Raw genomic sequence first — 17,562 nt, forward strand, 5'->3', positions numbered from 1 at the left:
TCTGGGCTCTACAGAACCAGTTTGAGGGCCGGCCGTCTAGACGGTCTCATCCTTGATGGTCAAGATGGTCGTAAATTTAGTAACCACGGGCATGAAGGCAGCGGCTCTTGCGTCTCAAGACATTCTCAAGCCGCACCTCGTGATCGACGGTGGAGAAAAGTTGGGTGGAGAGCTCCGCGTCAGCGGTGCGAAAAATTCAGCTCTCGTGCTGATGACAGCTTCACTCCTCACCGAAGAGCCCCTCACCCTCCGCAACGTTCCACCGCTCACCGATATCGGCGGGATGACGGACATTCTCTCTTCTTTGGGCGTGAACGTTCAACGGAGCGGAGAGGTGGTGCATCTTCATGCCAATCAGATAACAGGAGCAGAGCCTCCCTACGAATTGGTGAACGGCCTGCGCGCCAGCTTTTTTGCGATCGGCCCACTGCTCGCCCGCATGGGAAACGCGCGAGTGCCCTTGCCAGGGGGATGCCGCATTGGTGCTCGTCCGGTTGTGGAGCACGTCCGTGGGTTGAAGGCCCTAGGTGCCGTGGTGAACGTGGAGCACGGCATCATTGCCGCCTCGATCCCAGGCGTGGAACAACGCCTCAAAGGGGCTGAGATTGTTTTGGATTGCCCCAGCGTGGGCGCAACAGAAACGATTTTGATGGCCGCAGCCTTGGCGAAAGGCACGAGCGTGATTTCCAATGCCGCTCAAGAACCAGAGGTTCAGGATCTCGCCAACTTGCTGATTGCCATGGGGGCCAAGATCAGCGGAGCCGGCGGACCCACCATCACCGTGGAAGGTGTGGATCAACTCCACGGTTGCGAATACACGGTGATTCCCGACCGCATTGAGGCCGGAACCTTCCTGCTCGCTGCTGCCATCACCCGCTCAAAACTGAGAGTGGCTCCTGTCATCCCCGACCATCTCAGTGCCGTTCTGCAAAAGCTGCGCGACTGCGGCTGCAAACTCGACATCGATGACGAAGGGATCACGATCACACCCGGCGACATCCGGGGCATCGACATCACCACCCAACCGTTCCCTGGTTTTCCCACCGATCTACAAGCACCGTTCATGGCCTTACTGGCCACAGCACAGGGAACCAGTGTGATTACGGAGAAGATCTATGAGAACCGTATGCAGCACGTCGCAGAGCTGCAGCGCATGGGTGCCTCCATCAGGGTTCAAAGCAACACTGCCGTGGTGGAAGGGGTCTCAACTCTCAGCGGCGCTCCAGTGAATGGAACCGATCTCAGAGCTTCAGCCGCCATGGTGTTGGCAGCGCTCGTGGCGAAGGGGACGTCTCAAGTGAGCGGACTTGAGCACCTCGACCGTGGGTATGCCGATATCGAAGCCAAGCTGGGCCGGGCTGGAGCCAAATTGACCAGGCGCTCATAGGGCCTAGGGGCAAAACGTGTAGGGTATTAAGGAAGTCCTCAATCCCTTGAAGGACCTTGAGCGTCAGGAGACGCGAACTAGCAGGTGTGGCGGAATTGGTAGACGCACCGCACTCAAAATGCGGCGGGGCAACCCTTGTCGGTTCAAGTCCGACCACCTGTATGAATGAAGCGGTCAGCTTCAATAGAAGCGCGAAGCCACGGGTCAACCGTCGGGCGAAATGGTAAGAACTCCCCCCCAAACCACTGGCATCACTGAGCCGCTTCCCACTGCCGTGATGGGGACCTACAACCGCTACCCGCTCACCCTGGTGCGTGGGAAAGGCTGTTGGGTAAGTGACCACAAAGGCGATCGCTACCTCGATGCCGTCGCTGGAATTGCCACCTGCACCCTCGGCCATAGCAACCGCGCCATGCGCCGGGCATTGAAGGATCAGCTCAGCCGCCTGCAGCACGTCTCCAATCTCTATCAGATTCCTGAGCAGGAAGAGCTAGCCCGCTGGCTTGTGAACAACAGCTGCGCCGACAGTGTGTTCTTCTGCAATTCCGGGGCGGAAGCCAATGAAGCCGCCATCAAATTGGCACGCAAACATGGCCATCAACGGCGGGGGATCGAGCGGCCCGTCATCCTCACGGCGGCAGCAAGCTTCCATGGCCGCACGTTGGCAGCGGTAAGCGCCACTGGACAACCTCGCTACCACGTGGGGTTTGAGCCGATGGTGGAGGGTTTTGAGACCTTCACCTACAACGACATCCAGAGCTTTGAACAGCTTCTAAACCGCCTGGAGGCCCATGGCCCACGGGTTTGCGCTGTGCTGATCGAACCGCTCCAAGGCGAGGGCGGTGTGAATCCTGGCGATCCCGATGTCTTCCGTGCGATTCGTCGCCACTGCGATGAACGCAACATCCTGTTGATCTTTGACGAAGTTCAAGTGGGAATGGGTCGTAGCGGCCGGCTCTGGGGCTACGAGCAACTGAATGTCCAACCCGATGTGATCACCTTGGCGAAGGGGCTCGGGGGTGGCCATGCGATCGGGGCCCTGCTGACCAGCCAACACGCCGACCTGTTCGCACCTGGAGATCACGCCAGCACGTTTGGAGGCAACCCCTTTGCTTGTCGCGCTGGCCTCACCGTCGCCCGCGAATTGGAACGGAGGCAGCTGCTGCGCAACGTGTCAGAACGGGGCGAGCAATTAAGCGCCGGACTCCACCAGCTCATTCAACGCTTTCCTCAGCAACTCCAGGACGCCCGAGGGTGGGGCTTGCTGCAGGGTTTGGTCCTTCGAGAAGACTGCGATCTCACTGCTGCTGACGTAGTCAAAGCAGCGTTAGCTCAAAAACTGTTGCTCGTTCCAGCTGGAGCGAAAGTGGTGCGGATGGTTCCTCCCCTCGTGATCGATCGCCGGGAGGTGAACGCGCTGCTCTCCCGCCTGGAACGCACGCTGGAACTGTTGAACGCGTGACCCGCTCCAAGGCTGATCTCAAAGCTGATCCCAACACTGATCCCATCGATGAGTTAGCGGACCTGATCTCCCCCTTTGAGCAGCGGGGCATGGATCTATCCCTTGAGCGAATGCAGAGGGCAGTTGCTGATCTAGCCACCCCCTGCGCTGATGTTCCCGCCGTTCAGGTGGTGGGCACCAATGGCAAAGGCTCAATCGCCTGCATGATTCACAGCGGCCTAACAGCAGCAGGTCTGAACTCTGGCCTCACCACCTCTCCCCATCTGATCAGTTGGTGTGAACGGATTTGCATCAACAAGCAGCCGATTGAACTCCCCCAACTGCGCCAACGTTTAAAACAACTCCAAGCGTTGGCGCGGCAGCACAACCTGACCCCGTTCGAGCAGCTGATCACTGCGGCCTTGGTCCACTTTGAAGCCAACGCCCTCGATTGGCTCGTCCTGGAAGCAGGTCTTGGAGGGCGGCTGGATGCCACAACGGCCCATCCCAATCGACCTCTGATCGCCATTGGCTCGATCGGCATGGATCACTGCGAGCATCTCGGACACTCCTTAACGGCAATCAGCAGCGAAAAAGCAGCGGTGATCGGTCCTGGGGCCCACGTGGTCAGTGCCCCTCAACACGAGGCGGTCGCCCAGGTCTTGGAGGCACGCAGCCAAGAGATGGGCGCAACCCTGGAGTGGGTGGAGCCCCTCTCCGAGGAGTGGGAACTGGGGCTGGCTGGACACCTGCAACGGCGAAACGGAGCCGTGGCCCGCGCAGCGCTGCGACGCATGAATGTGCTTGGCAGCTCAATTTCAGAGGAGCAGATCCGGCGGGGGCTGGCCCAAGCCCGTTGGCCTGGTCGGCTTCAAACGCTGCAGTGGAAGCACCACTCCGTGCGTGTGGATGGGGCCCACAACCCCGATGCCGCTCAGCAGCTCGCGCTCGAGCGCGGTGGCTGGAGCCCGCCAGGGCAGCAGATCTGGATTCTTGGCATTCAACGCCACAAGCAAGCTCCAGAGATGCTCAACCTGTTGTTGGAACCAGACGATGAAGCCTGGATCGTGCCGGTGCCAGGGCATGTGAGCTGGACAACCGACACATTGAGCGAGATCTGCCCAAGGCATGCGCAGCAACTAAGGAGCGCCTCAAGCGTGGAGGACGTGCTCATCAGCCTGTCGAAGAAGACTGCAGACAGGCCGATGCCAACGCCTGTGATTGCAGGCTCCTTGTATTTGATTGGCGCGTTGTTGGCGGAAGGGGTGCTGAAAGAGCCCTAGAGGTTCAGGGCTCGCTTCAGAACGAACGGAGGAACGGCAGAGTGAGGTCAGCTTTCGATGCACCCGTCATGCGCCACCAGATTCTGGGCTCCCTCTTCGCGCTTGCTCTCCTGGCGCTCATGACAGCTCTGCCTTTCCCTGTGATCGCTCTCGACACCTCCACCGGTGTGGGGCTTCAGGATCGAGCGCTCTTTCAAGAGAGGGTGGATTACACCCTGACCAACCAGAGCGGCGGTGACTTCCACGGGCAGAACCTCGTCAACACATCCTTCGCCGGTGCGACGGGCAGGGGGGCTGATTTCAGCGACGCCAATCTCCAGGGAACGATCTTTACGCAAGCGGAATTCCCAGAAGCCAATTTCCATGGCGCCAATCTCAGCGATGCACTGATGGATCGTGCCGATTTCTCCAAAACGGATCTTCGCGATGCCTTGCTCCAGGGCGTGATTGCTGCCGGGAGCAGCTTTGCCGGCGCAGACATCGAAGGGGCTGATTTCACCGATGCCTTGTTGGATCGGGAAGATCAGCGCCGCCTCTGTCAGGACGCTGATGGCGTCAATCCCAGCAGCGGTGTCGCCACCCGCGACAGCCTGGACTGCTGATCATGCGGGAAAACCACCAAGCTTTCCCGGGTTGAGCAAGCCATCAGGATCGTGACGGTGCTTCGCTGCGACCTGATCGCCATCAATCACACCCAGGCCGCCTCCCTCCACGGTGATCACATGGGGGTTGAACACAAACGCCCCCTGGGCCAGACAGTGATCGATTAAATCCTGAAGAGCCTGCGCTCCTCTCCAATAGACCAACGGCAAAGCCGCCAATCGAAAGGCCCCCTGCTGACGCACGGCCTCGAGATGCCACACGAGATCATCTCCCCAGCGCTTCTGGAGCGCCTCCATACAGCCCAGTTCAGGCTGGGGCAAAAGCATCTGCAGATAGGTCCAATTCGGATCGTGATTGCGCAGATGCAGGGTTGTGTGATTCCAGCTCAACTCCCGCAGACCATTGCCCTGATGGTCGTCCTCTTGGCCAAGCACGTGCATCTCCGCCTGAACAGAGCGCGCCAGGCGTTCAATCGTGCTCACCCCATCGGGGGCGACTAACAACAGCAGCCGGTGCTGTCCCCGCGGGGAACCACTCCACGAGGGCAGATGCTCGACGATGGACGACTGCAACACAGTGCAGAGGTTCAACTCAACGGCCGCTCGACCGCAACGCTGGGCCAGCTCCACCGCCGTCGTCCAGTCGGCACAATCCACCACAACTTCCTGCCACGCCACCCGCGCCGCCGAGGAGAGGGTGAGCGCCGTGATGATGCCATTGGTGCCGTAGGCGTGATTCAAGGCTTCCGCCTCCGCGGCTTCCAGTTGCAACAGCCGTGGCGAGGCCTCCATCGTCACCACCTCCAGGCCGAGGAGGTGGCCAGGATCGCGCAAAAATCCCCAGCGCACCGAACCGATCCCCCCGGATCCGCCGCCGATAAAGCCACCGATCGTGGCACTGCGCCAGGTGCTTGGAAACAGCCTTAATTGCCGGCCATGAACGGCCAAGGCGCGGTCGAGGTCACGCATCAAACAACCGCATTCCACCGTCACCACACCCGAAACCGGATCGATGGAACGCACCTCGCGCAAGGAATCCATCAAGAGCACCACGCCCCCTTTCAGGGGCACGCTTTGGCCGTAATTCCCCGTGCCCGCTCCACGCAAGGTCAACGGCACGCCATGGCGATGGCACGCCGCGGCCACCGCTTGCACCGCCTGCACGGAAGCCGCACTGGCAACGAGATCGGCGCGGCATTGGCTGAGCTGTTCCCGCAGCACCGGTGAGTAGTCGTAGGCGTCACGGGAATAGCGATCTAAATCCGCTGGGCTGATCAGCAAGCTGAGATCGGCAATGGCTGCCAGCTCGTGGTGCAAAGCATCGAAACCCATGGCGATTCAGAACTGGCTTGGAATGAGAGAGGGGCTGTTGCTCAAGAAAACTGCTGTGCTGGAGGGTAGTGAATTGTCCTTAGCTTCAATCCTGCACCCACACCCCACGCACCAACAGCCGGCGCTGCGGAGGTGCCGCCAAGGCTTCGGCCCAGCTTTGAACGGGGAGCTGCATCGCATCAGCAGGGGCACCCGCCCGGATCACCCCATCCCACTCCATCTGCATCAATCGGGCTGCCGCCGTTGTGAAGGGCGAAAGCCCCAAGCGCTCCCAAGGCGCCAGCTGGGCCTGGGCCAAGCTCGCTGAGATCAACGCCAAGGGGTCGAAGTTGCCAGCCGGGAACCATGGATCCTGCACGTTGTCACCGCCGACAGCCACACACACACCCGCCCGCTGCAACTGACGAATTGGAGCCAATGGTCGCCGCAGAGGCGTCGCGAAATCCTGCCGACCCAATAACCAGCCATTGGTCAAGGGGAGAGCCACCACTTGAACGTTGTGATGCGCCATCCGTTCAGCAAGCCGCTGCAAGACAGGGGCTCTTAGGAGCGACAGGCTGCTGGCATGGCTACAGGTGATCGGCACGGAAACGGTCATCCGCTTGAGCACGCGCATCAGCTGAAACAAGCCGGCAGCCGGCTCAGAACTGGCTTCGTCGATATGCAAATCCACCCCACATCCATGCCGATCAGCAAGCGCCAAGAGGTTGCGGAGCTCCTGGCGAGGCGCACGCCCCGAGCAGGGGGGGCTGATCACACCACCCAGCAAGCCACCGGCCGCAGCCACCCGAGCCGCCAACTGTTTCCCTTCTGTGCTGCCCCAATGCTCCACCGGAACCAGCGCCACCGGCTGAACCGTGACCCGATCTTGCCAACGTGACGCTCCTTCAAGAATGGCGTCCCAGCTGCACTCAGCTCCAGGCCCAAGGCTGTCGATGTGGGTTCGCACAGCGCGCAGACCATGGCGCCAAACCAGTGACATGGCGCGCTCAAAGCGCTCTTGAACCACCTCCAGGGTGCGGCTCTGATGTTCCCTGAGATTGGCCGCCATCGCTCCGGCGTAGGTGCCACTGAGGTTGGGGTAGCCGCTCCAGCTAAAGGCTTTATCAAGGTGTGCATGTGGTTCCAGCAGACGGGGAAGCAACATCCCCTCCGGTTCCGCTGACCCGTCAACAAGCGGCTGCACTTGCACAATCCGCCCTTCACGCCAGGACACCTGCAAGGCACACAGGCCATCGGCGCGCGTAATCGGTGCTGGCGTCCCAACGCCCTCATGATCCAGTTCGACCAGTCCCCTTGGAATCCAGGCACGGAGCGTGCCATCTCCAAAACGAGGAATCATTCGATCTTGCCATCGTCACTGCTGGAGTGAAGGATGACAAATTGCCCGGCGATTCCGAGGGTCGTGACCGAATACTCAGGAAGTCGCAAGGTGGGGAGCAAGTCCTGTCCACCAAGCTCGGTGGTGTAGACGCTGGCCAGGCCAAGGTTGAGACGACGGCTGAATTGACCCGCAAGCTCCGCCAACGCCGGCTCCTGATCACGAATCAAGCGGGGGCAATCTTTCACCCAAAGCTGCAGCACCATCGGCAGTGCACCACCACATAACTCGTCGCTGATCACGGAGACGAGTTGAGCTCCTGCATAGCTCTTGAACTCTTCTGAAGAGGGGTTGGATAGGGCGAGTGCCACGCCAGAGGCGGCGAATGCGAGAACGGCTGCCACTGCATTGGCCGATGGCTTGCGGAAAGGGCCGATGAGCGTCTCCAGAACGGTTTGGGTGAATTGGTAGATTCTTACCCGACACGGCGGGTGTCGCCAAGTGGTTAAGGCAGCGGCTTGTGGTGCCGCCATCCGGGGGTTCGAATCCCCTCATCCGCCCTCAACGCTTCAAAAACACCTTGAGCAGACCATCTGCCTGATGGCGAATGGGATCGTCGCAGGGAAGGCCTAGGGCCTGTTCACAAGCCTGGATCGATCGCTGCGCCTCCTCTGGCGATAACTCAGCTGTATTAAGAGCAACGGCTTGGACTTTCGGTGGGGGGCCTGAGCCTCGCGGGCGGGCGACCGCCGCCAACGACTCACAAAGGCTGATGCACTCCTTCAACGGGGGCAGGAGCACTTCAGGCAAACGCCCGATCGTGGACTGACCCGCCCGATGCACCATCAGCAACGCCGTTGGCTGACTGCCGCGCATCAAAGGAAGCGTGGCACTCGAGCCTGGGTGACAGAGGGAACCTTGCCCTTCCACCACCAACAAATCCTGCGCTGACAAACCCGACCCGGCTTCAAGAACAGCCGCTTCCACCGCACCGGCCGCATAGTCGACCCGCACCGCATCCAAAGGCACACCGCGACCGCTGATCAAAATTCCAGCCTGACCGGTTCCCACAAAACGGCACTCCAGCGTCTGGCGTTCTGCCGCCGCTTGAAGGGCCAAACAGGCACTCATCTTTCCCACCGCCATATCGGTTCCCACGGCTAAAACGCGCTGGCAGGAAAGCGCGGCAGCGCGTGCCTGCCCCACCTGCAGGCTGGGGGGCTCCTGGCGTAAATCCCAGATCCATTGGCCGGCATGACAGGCCGCCTTGAAGTCCGGATCCTCTGCCAACTGCGTGTGCAAACCACTGGCCAGGCTTAACCCGGCCTGCAGCGCGGCCAAGGCATCCCGTCGCACCGGGTCGGGCAACACTCCACCGGAGGGAGCCAAGCCCACCACGGCAACCGCGGGACGATAAGGCAAGGCCGCAGCCAGGTCGCGCACAATCGGTACCTTGCGCGCAATCCCTGTGATCTCTTCAAGGGAGCCGTTGGCATGGTCAGCATCAATGACCGCTGCGATCGGCCCCCGTCGATGTCGCAACATGGCAAGGCCTGTCTTGCCGGTGAGGGACGACAGACCACCGTGCTGAAGAAGCAGCACAGGCAACTGTTCAAACCCCTCAGGACAGTGCTGATTCACGCCAATTCCGTTGCCATGACGACCAGAGTTGAGCAGAACAAAGCTGCCAACTCTTGCTTACGCCTTTAGCAAGACTTTGCAGCAACAACGCACAACTGAGGGGTTTAAAACGCGGCTTTAAGAGCAGGTTTAAGAAGACGTGCTTGTTGTCATGAGGCGCGGCTGATCCCCAACCCAGCCGCCGCTGGCGCTCGCAGTTGATCTCCTACGAGATCGAGCCCCTGATAGGGGTCATCCACAAGATTGAGATGGCTGTCGAGATCGGGCCAGCGGATCAAGGGCAGCAGCTGGGCGGCCGCTCCATTGAGCAAAACGCTGTCGGAATAACAGCCAATCATCAGATCCAGATCCAAGCGCTGAGCCACCTGAGCCATCAGCCACGCCTCACTGAGCCCGCCACTTTTCAGCAACTTGAGATTCACGCCATCCACGTGGGGGGCAAGGCGCAACAAATCCTGTAAGTCCCAACAGCTTTCATCGGCCACAAGGGCCATGGCGCAATGGGGCTTGAGCGCCGCAAAAGCAGCCGTATCTCGATCGGGATCGAGCATGGCCGCCATCGGCTGCTCCAGCAACACCACCCCTGCCTGGTGCAGAGATGTCTGCATCGCCTTTGCCTGATCGAGAGTCCAGCCCCCGTTGGCATCCACTTGAAGCTCCATCGGCTGCTGCTGCTGTTGAGCCTGCTCCTGCAGGGCCTGGGCCACAGCCTCCAACAGAGCTCGATCGTGTTCGCAGCCATCAGCACTGCCAAGTTTGAGCTTGATGCGTGTTGCCGGTAGCTGCCGCCACCAACGCTGAAGGCGGCTGAGAACCGCATCGACCGAACCAAGCCCCAAGGTCACGCTGGTGGCCACAGGGCGATGGCCATCGAGACCGAACAGGCGCCAAACCGGTTGTTCGAGCCGTTGGCCCCACCAATCCCAAAGGGCGAGATCCACCGCACAACGAGCCGGGGGCGACAACGGCTGCAGCAAAGGTGCGAGTTGCTGGCGATCAGCAGGGTCCACATCTCCCAGTTTTGGCAGCAAAGCCTCAAGCTCCAAGGCCAGCTGATCGGTGCTGAAGGCCCGATGCCCCGTATCAAATCCCCCCGTTTCGCCGCGGCCGCTATTGCCATCCATGCTGAAGGTGAGCTCGAGGTGCTCCACCTGGGCTGTGGTTCCGCGGCTAATCGCGAGAGGTACCGCTTTGGTGAGAGAAAAGCGCCGAAGAGACCAGCCCATCGCCCGAATACGCCAATCCCCAAGCTGGCACAAGCTGGCCGTGGCCCACACTAAAAGAAGATTTCACCGTCGTCGGTCTCCAGGATCGCCACCCGCTTTGGCCCTCTCCAGTCCCGTCAGCCCCAGTCTTGCCAAGACCCCTGCATCCTCCACTCGGGACGAGCAGCAACGCGGCAGCTACTGGATCACCACGTTTGGCTGCCAGATGAACAAGGCCGATTCCGAGCGGATGGCAGGAATCCTGGAAACCATGGGCTACCAGGAAGCCGATGCTGAACTCGACGCTGATCTCGTTCTTTACAACACCTGCACCATTCGCGACAACGCCGAACAGAAGGTTTACAGCTACTTAGGCCGTCAAGCCATCCGCAAGCGGACCAATCCGAATCTCACCTTGATCGTGGCTGGCTGCGTCGCGCAACAAGAGGGCGAATCCCTGCTGCGCCGAGTGCCAGAGCTGGATTTGGTCATGGGACCCCAGCATGCCAATCGCCTCGAGACCCTGCTCACGCAAGTCCAGACGGGACAACAGGTGGTCGCGACTGAAGAGCATCACATCCTTGAAGACCTCACCACCGCCAGGCGCGACAGCAGCACCTGCGCTTGGGTGAATGTGATTTACGGCTGCAACGAACGTTGCACCTATTGCGTGGTGCCCTCGGTTCGTGGCAAGGAGCAATCCCGGCTGCCGAACTCGATCATTTTGGAGATGGAGGGCTTGGCCGCGCGTGGGTTCAAAGAGATCACCCTGCTCGGCCAAAACATCGATGCCTATGGCCGCGATCTACCGGGCATCACCGCCGAGGGCCGTCGCCAACACACCCTCACAGATCTCCTCTACCAGGTGCACGACGTGGAGGGCATCGAACGCCTGCGCTTTGCCACGAGTCACCCGAGATATTTCACCGAGCGCTTGATTGATGCCTGCGCTGAGCTGCCGAAAGTATGCGAACACTTTCATATCCCCTTCCAAAGCGGTGATAACGAGCTTCTAAAAGCGATGGCCCGGGGGTACACCGTTGAGCGTTACCGGCGCATCATTGATCGCATTCGCGAACGCATGCCCGATGCCGCCATCAGTGCGGATGTGATCGTGGCGTTCCCCGGAGAAACCGATGCGCAATACAGACGCACCCTGGCGTTAATTGAAGAGATTGGCTTCGACCAAGTGAACACAGCCGCCTATTCACCAAGACCCAACACACCAGCGGCGGACTGGAACAACCAGCTCTCGGAAGACGTCAAAGTGGCACGCCTACAAGAGATCAATGCGCTTGTGGAATCCACGGCAAAAGAGCGGAACGCTCGCTACGCCGGTCGGATCGAGCAAGTGCTGGCCGAGGGAATCAATCCAAAAGATCCCAGCCAACTGATGGGGCGGACGCGCACCAACAGGCTGACCTTTTTCTCCGCTGAATCCGCCAATGGCATCACGCATCGTGCAGGAGATCTGGTCGATGTCCGCATCGATCAAGTTCGCTCGTTCTCCCTCACTGGCACACCGGTGAGCAACTGATACCTTTCGGGTTCATTTGTTGAATGAACGGCCACACCATGCCCTCGTCTCCCCTTCGCATTGGTGTGGTGTTCGGAGGAGCATCCGGTGAGCATGCCGTGTCGATTCGCTCGGCCATCACGGTGATCAACGCCCTTCAAGCGGGGGGCAATCGAGATCACTTTGAAGTGGTTCCGCTGTACATCGATCAGGCGGGACGTTGGTGGGCCGAGCGCATTGCCCTCAGCGTTCTTGAGCAAAAGCAAGCACCTGCAGAGGAAAGCCTTCCCCAGCCCTTACCGCCAGCGGGCTTCCGTTCCCTGCCGATCGACAACGATCGCGTGGATGTTTGGTACCCGGTGCTGCATGGTCCCAATGGAGAAGACGGCACCGTGCAAGGGTTGTTCACCCTGATGGGGCAGCCCTATGTGGGCTCCGGCGTGCTCGGTTCAGCCGTTGGAATGGACAAACTGGCGATGAAAGCCGCTTTTGCCGCCGCAGGCCTCCCCCAAGTCCCCTACGTGGGTCTGAACGCTGCAGACCTCCATCACCCTGAACAGCAAACCAAGCTGGTCGCCAGGATCGAAGCGGAATTGGGATACCCGTGTTTTGTCAAACCAGCAAACATGGGCTCATCGGTAGGGATCAGCAAAGCCCGTGATCGAGACCAACTGCTTGAAGGCTTGCGGGAGGCGGCACGCCATGACAGCCGACTCGTCGTGGAGCGTGGCGTCTCCGCTCGAGAGCTGGAATGCGCCGTCCTCGGACGGCAACAGCTCAAGGCTTCCGTGGTGGGCGAAATCAGCTTTGAGGCCGATTGGTATGACTACGACACCAAATACACCGAGGGCTGCAGCCAAACGCTGATTCCAGCCCCACTTCCCGACCAGGTGAGCGCTCAAATTCAAGCGATTGCCCTGCAAGCCTGTACGGCTGTTCACGCCTATGGCTTGGCACGCGTGGATGTTTTTTACGACGAACGCACCGGTGAGGTCTGGCTCAACGAGATCAACACCCTGCCTGGATTCACCTCCCAAAGCATGTACCCCATGCTTTGGGAGGCCAGTGGTGTCGCTTTACCCGACCTAGTGGCCCAGCTGGTCCACACAGCGCGAGAATGAATCAACATCCAGACAAGCGATGATTGAAGGTCTGCTCTGGCTTCCGCTGCTCGTCGCCTTTGTGCTGCTTGTAGCACTGGGGTGGCTGGAGCGCCGTCGTCAAAATCTGTTCCGAACCTGGAGCGAAGGGTCGGAGTTAGCCAAACTTGATGGCTGCGGCGCAGCACTTCTCAAGGATGGAGAACTGCGCTGGAGCAGCTTCAGTGCTGGATCTTTTCAAGAGGAGGGGCACTTTGTGATCAAGGGCCTTGAATTGGTCGAATTAATGGCCTTGGCCTCAGGGGAGGCCCCGCTGGCCAGCGAATCGCAAGGACGCTGCCGTCTCAGGCTGATTGGGGATGGTCGTCAGCTCGACGTGCCCTTTGCAGATGCCGATCGTGCCCGACGTTGGATGGATCAGCTCATGTCTCGTGCACGCTGCGACTTGTGAGCCCAGACGCTTCCAGAAAGAAAGGCTTCAAGCTCGGCAAACGCAACAGCCAAGGCCCCCTTCCCCCTGGCGTGGAACGGCGTCGAAGGCTGCATCAGGAGCGCCGGCAAGAACGCCTGATTCAATTGTGGAGACTTGTTTTTTTTCTCCTCACCGCCACGGGATTGAGTTGGTTATTGCTGACCCTGGGCTGGAGCCTGCGATCCGCGACGCAAATCCAGATCAGCGGAAGCGCGCGGATGAACGAAAACGTGGTGGTGAAGGCTGCAGGCCTTTCCTTTCCTCAATCACTGCTAAGCCTCGAGCCGCGTCAGATCGAGACCAAATTGATGCAGGAGCTTCCCGTGCAGGAGGTGTCCGTTCAGCGGCGTCTTCTCCCTCCAGGCCTCGACATCCAACTCGTTGAACGCCGCCCCATCGCCGCTGCCACCCGCGTGGGCCCCGATGGAATCGAGCGGGGAATGGTGGACCTGGAGGCTCAGTGGATGCCGATGGACATGGCCAGGCAGGGAGAGAAGCCTGCAAGCGCTGTGAAAGTCGAAGGCTGGATTTCCAATCGACGGGCCGTCATCGCCCGCATCCTTCAACAACGAGACCAACTCGGTCGACCACTGAAAACAATTGTTGTAGAGCCCGCCGGTGGCGTCAGTCTGCGCATTGAGACCCTTGGCCTTGTTTATCTCGGCGCCAATGACGCCCTCTTAGATCAGCAATTCAAAACCATTGCCCAACTCACGCAAAGCCTTCCTCCCAGCCTGGGCGGCGTTTCAAGCGAAGGGCTGGATCTCAGTGACCCAAGCCAACCTGAACTGAAGTTACGGCCGAAGCCCAAACCTGCAGCTCCGTAAAAAGTCAGCGTTCGTTGACCTGATCGGGCCAAAAATGATGGTGACAATCAAGTTCCTGTATCGCTTTTGTCGGCAAAAGCGATACACAGCCCCATAATGCAACCGATTACAGCGGTTCAAGCTCGGATAATGGAGATTGTGAGCAGTGAGATGTCCTCAGCCATGAACCCAGAGGGCATCTCGCCTAGCCAATCAGCCCGCATCGAAGTGATCGGTGTTGGAGGGGGTGGCAGCAACGCTGTTAATCGCATGATTTTGAGCGATCTGGAAGGGGTTGCTTACCGGGTCTTAAACACCGATGCTCAAGCGCTGATTCAATCGGCTGCTGACAACCGGGTCCAGCTGGGCCAAACCCTTACCCGCGGTCTTGGAGCGGGCGGAAATCCAAGCATTGGCCAAAAAGCGGCGGAAGAGTCGCGTGCTGATCTTCAACAGGCGCTCCAAGGCGCAGATCTGGTCTTCATCGCTGCAGGGATGGGTGGAGGCACCGGGACGGGTGCTGCTCCTGTGGTTGCAGAAGTTGCCAAAGAAAGCGGCGCTCTCACCGTTGGCATCGTCACAAAACCCTTCAGTTTCGAAGGTCGCCGCAGGATGCGTCAGGCCGATGAAGGCATCGCCCGCCTGGCAGAGCACGTGGACACCTTGATCGTGATCCCCAACGATCGGCTTCGCGATGCCATCGCTGGAGCCCCCCTTCAGGAAGCGTTCCGCAGCGCCGATGACGTTCTGCGCATGGGAGTGAAGGGAATCAGCGACATCATTACCCTCCCTGGCCTTGTCAACGTTGACTTCGCTGACGTTCGCTCCGTCATGACCGAAGCCGGCACCGCCTTGCTCGGGATCGGTGTGGGCTCAGGCCGATCACGGGCGGTTGAAGCAGCACAAACCGCGATTAATAGCCCCTTGCTCGAGGCCGCGCGCATCGATGGTGCCAATGGCTGCGTGATCAACATCAGCGGTGGCCGGGACATGACCCTGGAGGACATGACCACCGCATCTGAGGTGATTTACGACGTCGTGGATCCAGAAGCCAACATCATTGTTGGTGCTGTGGTAGATGAACGCCTTGAGGAAGAGATCCACGTGACCGTGATTGCCACAGGCTTTGAAGACGGCAACCCTTACCGCTCAGAGCGCAGCACGCTTCGCCCCGCTGTTTCAGCCTTCGAGCCCAGGACACCGACCAACATCGCCCCTGAAAGCGGAGCACGGATTCCCGACTTCCTCAGGCAGCGTCAACAACGCCAGAGCGACAGCTAGAGGTTGGTGACCCGGAGTCCACGCCTGCCCAGAGCATCCCGTGTGGCTGCTCCCTTCCGGTTCTGACCAGGTTTGGGCGTCTGGACCGCATGGATCCGAATCGACGTCATGCTAGCAATGAACCTCTTTCACGGCGGAAGGGCGGATGCGCCCAGCTGAATTGATTCGCTTCAAGCAATCAGGGAGAGCGATCACGATGCTCACCGCCTGGGATGGCCTCAGTGCTGCCCTGGTGGAAGAAGCCGGCGCCGACGTGGTCTTGGTGGGTGATTCGCTTGCGATGGTGGTTCTAGGCCATGCCACCACCCTTCCAGTCACGCTGGAACAGATGCTGCATCACAGCCAGGCCGTCTGCCGCGGCCTAAACAAACCTCTTGCCGAGCGCCCGCTGGTGGTGTGCGATCTGCCATTTCTGAGTTATCAGTGCGGCCTCGATCGCGCCGTCGCCGCTGCAGGCACCATCCTCAAAGAGTCGGATGCCGCCGCCGTCAAGCTTGAAGGAGGCGAACCAGAGGTGGTTGCCGTTGTCGATCGCCTCGTGCGCATGGGCATCCCCGTCATGGGCCATCTCGGACTCACGCCTCAGGCGGTGCATCGACTCGGCTACCGGCGTCAAGCCATCGATCCGCGCAGCCAGGACAAACTGCACCGCCAAGCAAAGGCTTTAGAGGACGCTGGTTGTTTTTCACTGGTGGTGGAGCATGTCCCCGCCGAACTCGCCGGTCGGTTGCGACGCAACTTGTCGATCCCGGTGATCGGCATCGGCGCCGGATCCGATTGCGACGGACAGGTCAGCGTGACCGCGGACCTGCTGGGACTGACGCCAAGCCAACCACCCTTCAGCCCGGCCCGGATGCAAGGCCGTGAACTCAGCATCAGTGCCCTCAAAAGCTGGCTGACGGAGCAACGGGATCAGGGAGCAACTCCCACCACTCCACCACCTCCACAAGCACCTGATTGCTAACGGCCATTCCCTCGGGATCGCTGAGGCGCCAACGGCGGCCAAAACGTTCCATCAGACCCCTCTCTAAGAAGGGTTGCCAGCGCGCTTCTAGGGCAGGTAAGTCACGGCTGCAGCGACGTTCGTTCCAGCCGCAGCGTCTCGCAAGCTCCCACAGGTTTACGCCTTCGTAGCAGCGCAGCCCCACCAGCAGCCGATCGTCCAGAGGCAAGCTCTCGGCTGACCCTCGAATCAAACTCGAATCCAGTTTTGGACCCTGCTCCTTCAGCCAGGAGGCATAGGCCTCTCGGGTGCGAGGACGAGCCATCCGCTCCCCCCAGGGTGCACTGGTCGCGCCTAGACCAAAGGCCCACCATCCCGCACCACTCCAGTACACGCGGTTGTGCCTGGAGGCATGCCCTGGCCTAGCGAAATTGGAGATTTCGTAGCGGCAGTAACCGGCGCGGCGCAGCCTGCGGGTGGTGAAGGCGATCCGGTCGGCGGCAGCATCTTCCTCAGGGATCGCCAGCTCGCCTCGCTTCTCGCGCCAAGCAAACACCGTGACTGGCTCCACGCTGAGGTCGTAGATCGATAGGTGGGGAGCCTGCAGAACAACGGCCTGCTCCAGCTGCGCCTCCCATTCCTGATCCCCTTGGTCTGGAAGGTTTCGGATCAGATCCAAGCTCCAGCTCTGCAGTCCACCAGCCTGCAAACACCCTTGGAGCCAATGGCAGGCCTCAAGCAAATCCTTTCGGCGATGTCGGCGCCCCAGGGCCGCGAGCCTGACATCGTCAAAACTTTGCCCTCCCAAACTCACGCGGGTCACGCCCGCAGCGACCAGGGCGTGAAGATCCCTGCGCTCAAACGTAGCTGGATCCATCTCAAGGGTGATTTCAGCACCGTCCTGGAAGCCAAAGCGGCCTCTGAGCTGCTGCAGCAACGCTGCAAGTTGATCGGGCCTCAACAGGGATGGCGTACCACCGCCGACATACACGGTGGCCAATGGAGGCCCTGGGGGAGAGAGGTGGATCTCTGCGCTGAGCTGCGCCAGGTAGGTCTCGATCGAACCGCTACCAGACCCTCCATCCGCATCAGCCCGATCGCCGAGGGGCACCACCGCGAAGTCGCAATAAAAACAACGCCGATGGCAAAAAGGAATATGTAAATAGGCGCTGCGAGGTGCAGATGCGGTCATCTGCGCAGGCAGAGCGACGGAAGATGATGCATGCTGCCTT

The 17,562-nt window shown here is 60.2% G+C and carries 16 protein-coding genes, 2 tRNA genes and 1 other RNA gene; 12 read left to right on the plus strand and 7 right to left on the minus strand.

Going from position 1 to position 17,562, the window contains the following annotated elements:
• The first annotated feature begins 91 nt into the window (after window positions 1-91).
• From murA to SYN8016DRAFT_RS11655, 5 genes are all read left to right on the plus strand, one after another.
• On the plus strand, window positions 92-1,387 hold the full coding sequence (gene murA, locus SYN8016DRAFT_RS11635) for a UDP-N-acetylglucosamine 1-carboxyvinyltransferase (RefSeq protein ID WP_038014689.1): 1,296 nt from the start codon (window positions 92-94) through the stop codon (window positions 1,385-1,387).
• 80 nt (window positions 1,388-1,467) lie between these two features.
• A tRNA-Leu gene (locus SYN8016DRAFT_RS11640) sits at window positions 1,468-1,549 on the plus strand.
• Between the two features lie 58 nt (window positions 1,550-1,607).
• A complete protein-coding gene (locus SYN8016DRAFT_RS11645) occupies window positions 1,608-2,849 on the plus strand; it encodes an aspartate aminotransferase family protein (RefSeq protein ID WP_006854615.1) in 1,242 nt (413 codons plus the stop codon).
• Entirely contained in the window at window positions 2,846-4,111 is a 1,266-nt protein-coding gene (locus SYN8016DRAFT_RS11650; RefSeq protein ID WP_006854616.1) for a folylpolyglutamate synthase/dihydrofolate synthase family protein, read from the plus strand. The genes SYN8016DRAFT_RS11645 and SYN8016DRAFT_RS11650 overlap by 4 nt, the downstream gene beginning before the upstream one ends.
• A gap of 68 nt (window positions 4,112-4,179) precedes the next feature.
• On the plus strand, window positions 4,180-4,713 hold the full coding sequence (locus tag SYN8016DRAFT_RS11655; protein ID WP_006854617.1) for a pentapeptide repeat-containing protein: 534 nt from the start codon (window positions 4,180-4,182) through the stop codon (window positions 4,711-4,713).
• Here the strand turns inward: SYN8016DRAFT_RS11655 and SYN8016DRAFT_RS11660 are convergent, their stop codons facing one another.
• From SYN8016DRAFT_RS11660 to SYN8016DRAFT_RS11670, 3 genes are all read right to left on the minus strand, one after another.
• Window positions 4,714-6,045 carry an FAD-binding oxidoreductase gene (locus SYN8016DRAFT_RS11660; RefSeq protein ID WP_006854618.1) on the minus strand — a complete coding sequence of 444 codons (1,332 nt, stop codon included), beginning with the start codon at window positions 6,043-6,045 and terminating at the stop codon, window positions 4,714-4,716.
• A gap of 85 nt (window positions 6,046-6,130) precedes the next feature.
• On the minus strand, window positions 6,131-7,387 hold the full coding sequence (locus SYN8016DRAFT_RS11665; protein ID WP_006854619.1) for an amidohydrolase family protein: 1,257 nt from the start codon (window positions 7,385-7,387) through the stop codon (window positions 6,131-6,133).
• Window positions 7,384-7,770 carry a DUF4359 domain-containing protein gene (locus SYN8016DRAFT_RS11670; protein ID WP_006854620.1) on the minus strand — a complete coding sequence of 129 codons (387 nt, stop codon included), beginning with the start codon at window positions 7,768-7,770 and terminating at the stop codon, window positions 7,384-7,386. The genes SYN8016DRAFT_RS11665 and SYN8016DRAFT_RS11670 overlap by 4 nt, the downstream gene beginning before the upstream one ends.
• A gap of 83 nt (window positions 7,771-7,853) precedes the next feature.
• Here SYN8016DRAFT_RS11670 and SYN8016DRAFT_RS11675 point away from each other — a divergent pair.
• A tRNA-His gene (locus SYN8016DRAFT_RS11675) sits at window positions 7,854-7,926 on the plus strand.
• 1 nt (window position 7,927) lies between these two features.
• On the opposite strand, the gene SYN8016DRAFT_RS11680 is transcribed toward SYN8016DRAFT_RS11675, so the two are convergent.
• Together SYN8016DRAFT_RS11680 and SYN8016DRAFT_RS11685 are read right to left on the minus strand one after the other, a co-directional pair.
• Window positions 7,928-9,007: a DUF1611 domain-containing protein gene (locus tag SYN8016DRAFT_RS11680; protein WP_006854621.1), complete on the minus strand. Its 1,080-nt coding sequence runs from the start codon at window positions 9,005-9,007 to the stop codon at window positions 7,928-7,930.
• A gap of 149 nt (window positions 9,008-9,156) precedes the next feature.
• A complete protein-coding gene (locus SYN8016DRAFT_RS11685) occupies window positions 9,157-10,233 on the minus strand; it encodes an enolase C-terminal domain-like protein (protein ID WP_006854622.1) in 1,077 nt (358 codons plus the stop codon).
• Window positions 10,234-10,417: 184 nt separating this feature from the next.
• Here SYN8016DRAFT_RS11685 and miaB point away from each other — a divergent pair, with 184 nt between their 5' ends.
• The 5 genes from miaB to ftsZ all read left to right on the plus strand — a co-directional run bounded on the left by miaB (window position 10,418) and on the right by ftsZ (window position 15,387).
• Window positions 10,418-11,749, plus strand: coding sequence for a tRNA (N6-isopentenyl adenosine(37)-C2)-methylthiotransferase MiaB (gene miaB / locus SYN8016DRAFT_RS11690; protein WP_256364600.1), 1,332 nt, complete (start codon window positions 10,418-10,420; stop codon window positions 11,747-11,749).
• 38 nt (window positions 11,750-11,787) lie between these two features.
• The gene (locus tag SYN8016DRAFT_RS11695; protein WP_006854624.1) at window positions 11,788-12,849 is read left to right on the plus strand and encodes a D-alanine--D-alanine ligase family protein; all 1,062 of its coding nucleotides are present in this window, start codon (window positions 11,788-11,790) and stop codon (window positions 12,847-12,849) included.
• 19 nt (window positions 12,850-12,868) lie between these two features.
• Window positions 12,869-13,279, plus strand: a complete 411-nt coding sequence (locus SYN8016DRAFT_RS11700) for a hypothetical protein (protein WP_006854625.1) — start codon at window positions 12,869-12,871, stop codon at window positions 13,277-13,279.
• On the plus strand, window positions 13,276-14,127 hold the full coding sequence (locus SYN8016DRAFT_RS11705) for a cell division protein FtsQ/DivIB (RefSeq protein ID WP_006854626.1): 852 nt from the start codon (window positions 13,276-13,278) through the stop codon (window positions 14,125-14,127). Before SYN8016DRAFT_RS11700 ends, SYN8016DRAFT_RS11705 begins: the two co-directional genes overlap by 4 nt.
• A gap of 150 nt (window positions 14,128-14,277) precedes the next feature.
• A complete protein-coding gene (ftsZ, locus tag SYN8016DRAFT_RS11710) occupies window positions 14,278-15,387 on the plus strand; it encodes a cell division protein FtsZ (protein ID WP_253909867.1) in 1,110 nt (369 codons plus the stop codon).
• Window positions 15,388-15,392: 5 nt separating this feature from the next.
• Here ftsZ and ffs read toward each other — a convergent pair.
• Window positions 15,393-15,489: signal recognition particle sRNA small type (gene ffs / locus SYN8016DRAFT_RS14615), an RNA gene on the minus strand.
• 43 nt (window positions 15,490-15,532) lie between these two features.
• On the opposite strand from ffs, the gene panB reads away from it, so the two are divergent.
• The gene (gene panB / locus SYN8016DRAFT_RS11715) at window positions 15,533-16,351 is read left to right on the plus strand and encodes a 3-methyl-2-oxobutanoate hydroxymethyltransferase (RefSeq protein WP_006854628.1); all 819 of its coding nucleotides are present in this window, start codon (window positions 15,533-15,535) and stop codon (window positions 16,349-16,351) included.
• On the opposite strand, the gene hemW is transcribed toward panB, so the two are convergent.
• A complete protein-coding gene (gene hemW, locus SYN8016DRAFT_RS11720) occupies window positions 16,272-17,522 on the minus strand; it encodes a radical SAM family heme chaperone HemW (protein ID WP_006854629.1) in 1,251 nt (416 codons plus the stop codon). The genes panB and hemW overlap by 80 nt on opposite strands.
• Window positions 17,523-17,562 lie beyond the last annotated feature (40 nt).

The sequence above is a fragment of the Synechococcus sp. WH 8016 genome, from assembly GCF_000230675.1.
Taxonomy (GTDB): domain Bacteria; phylum Cyanobacteriota; class Cyanobacteriia; order PCC-6307; family Cyanobiaceae; genus Synechococcus_C.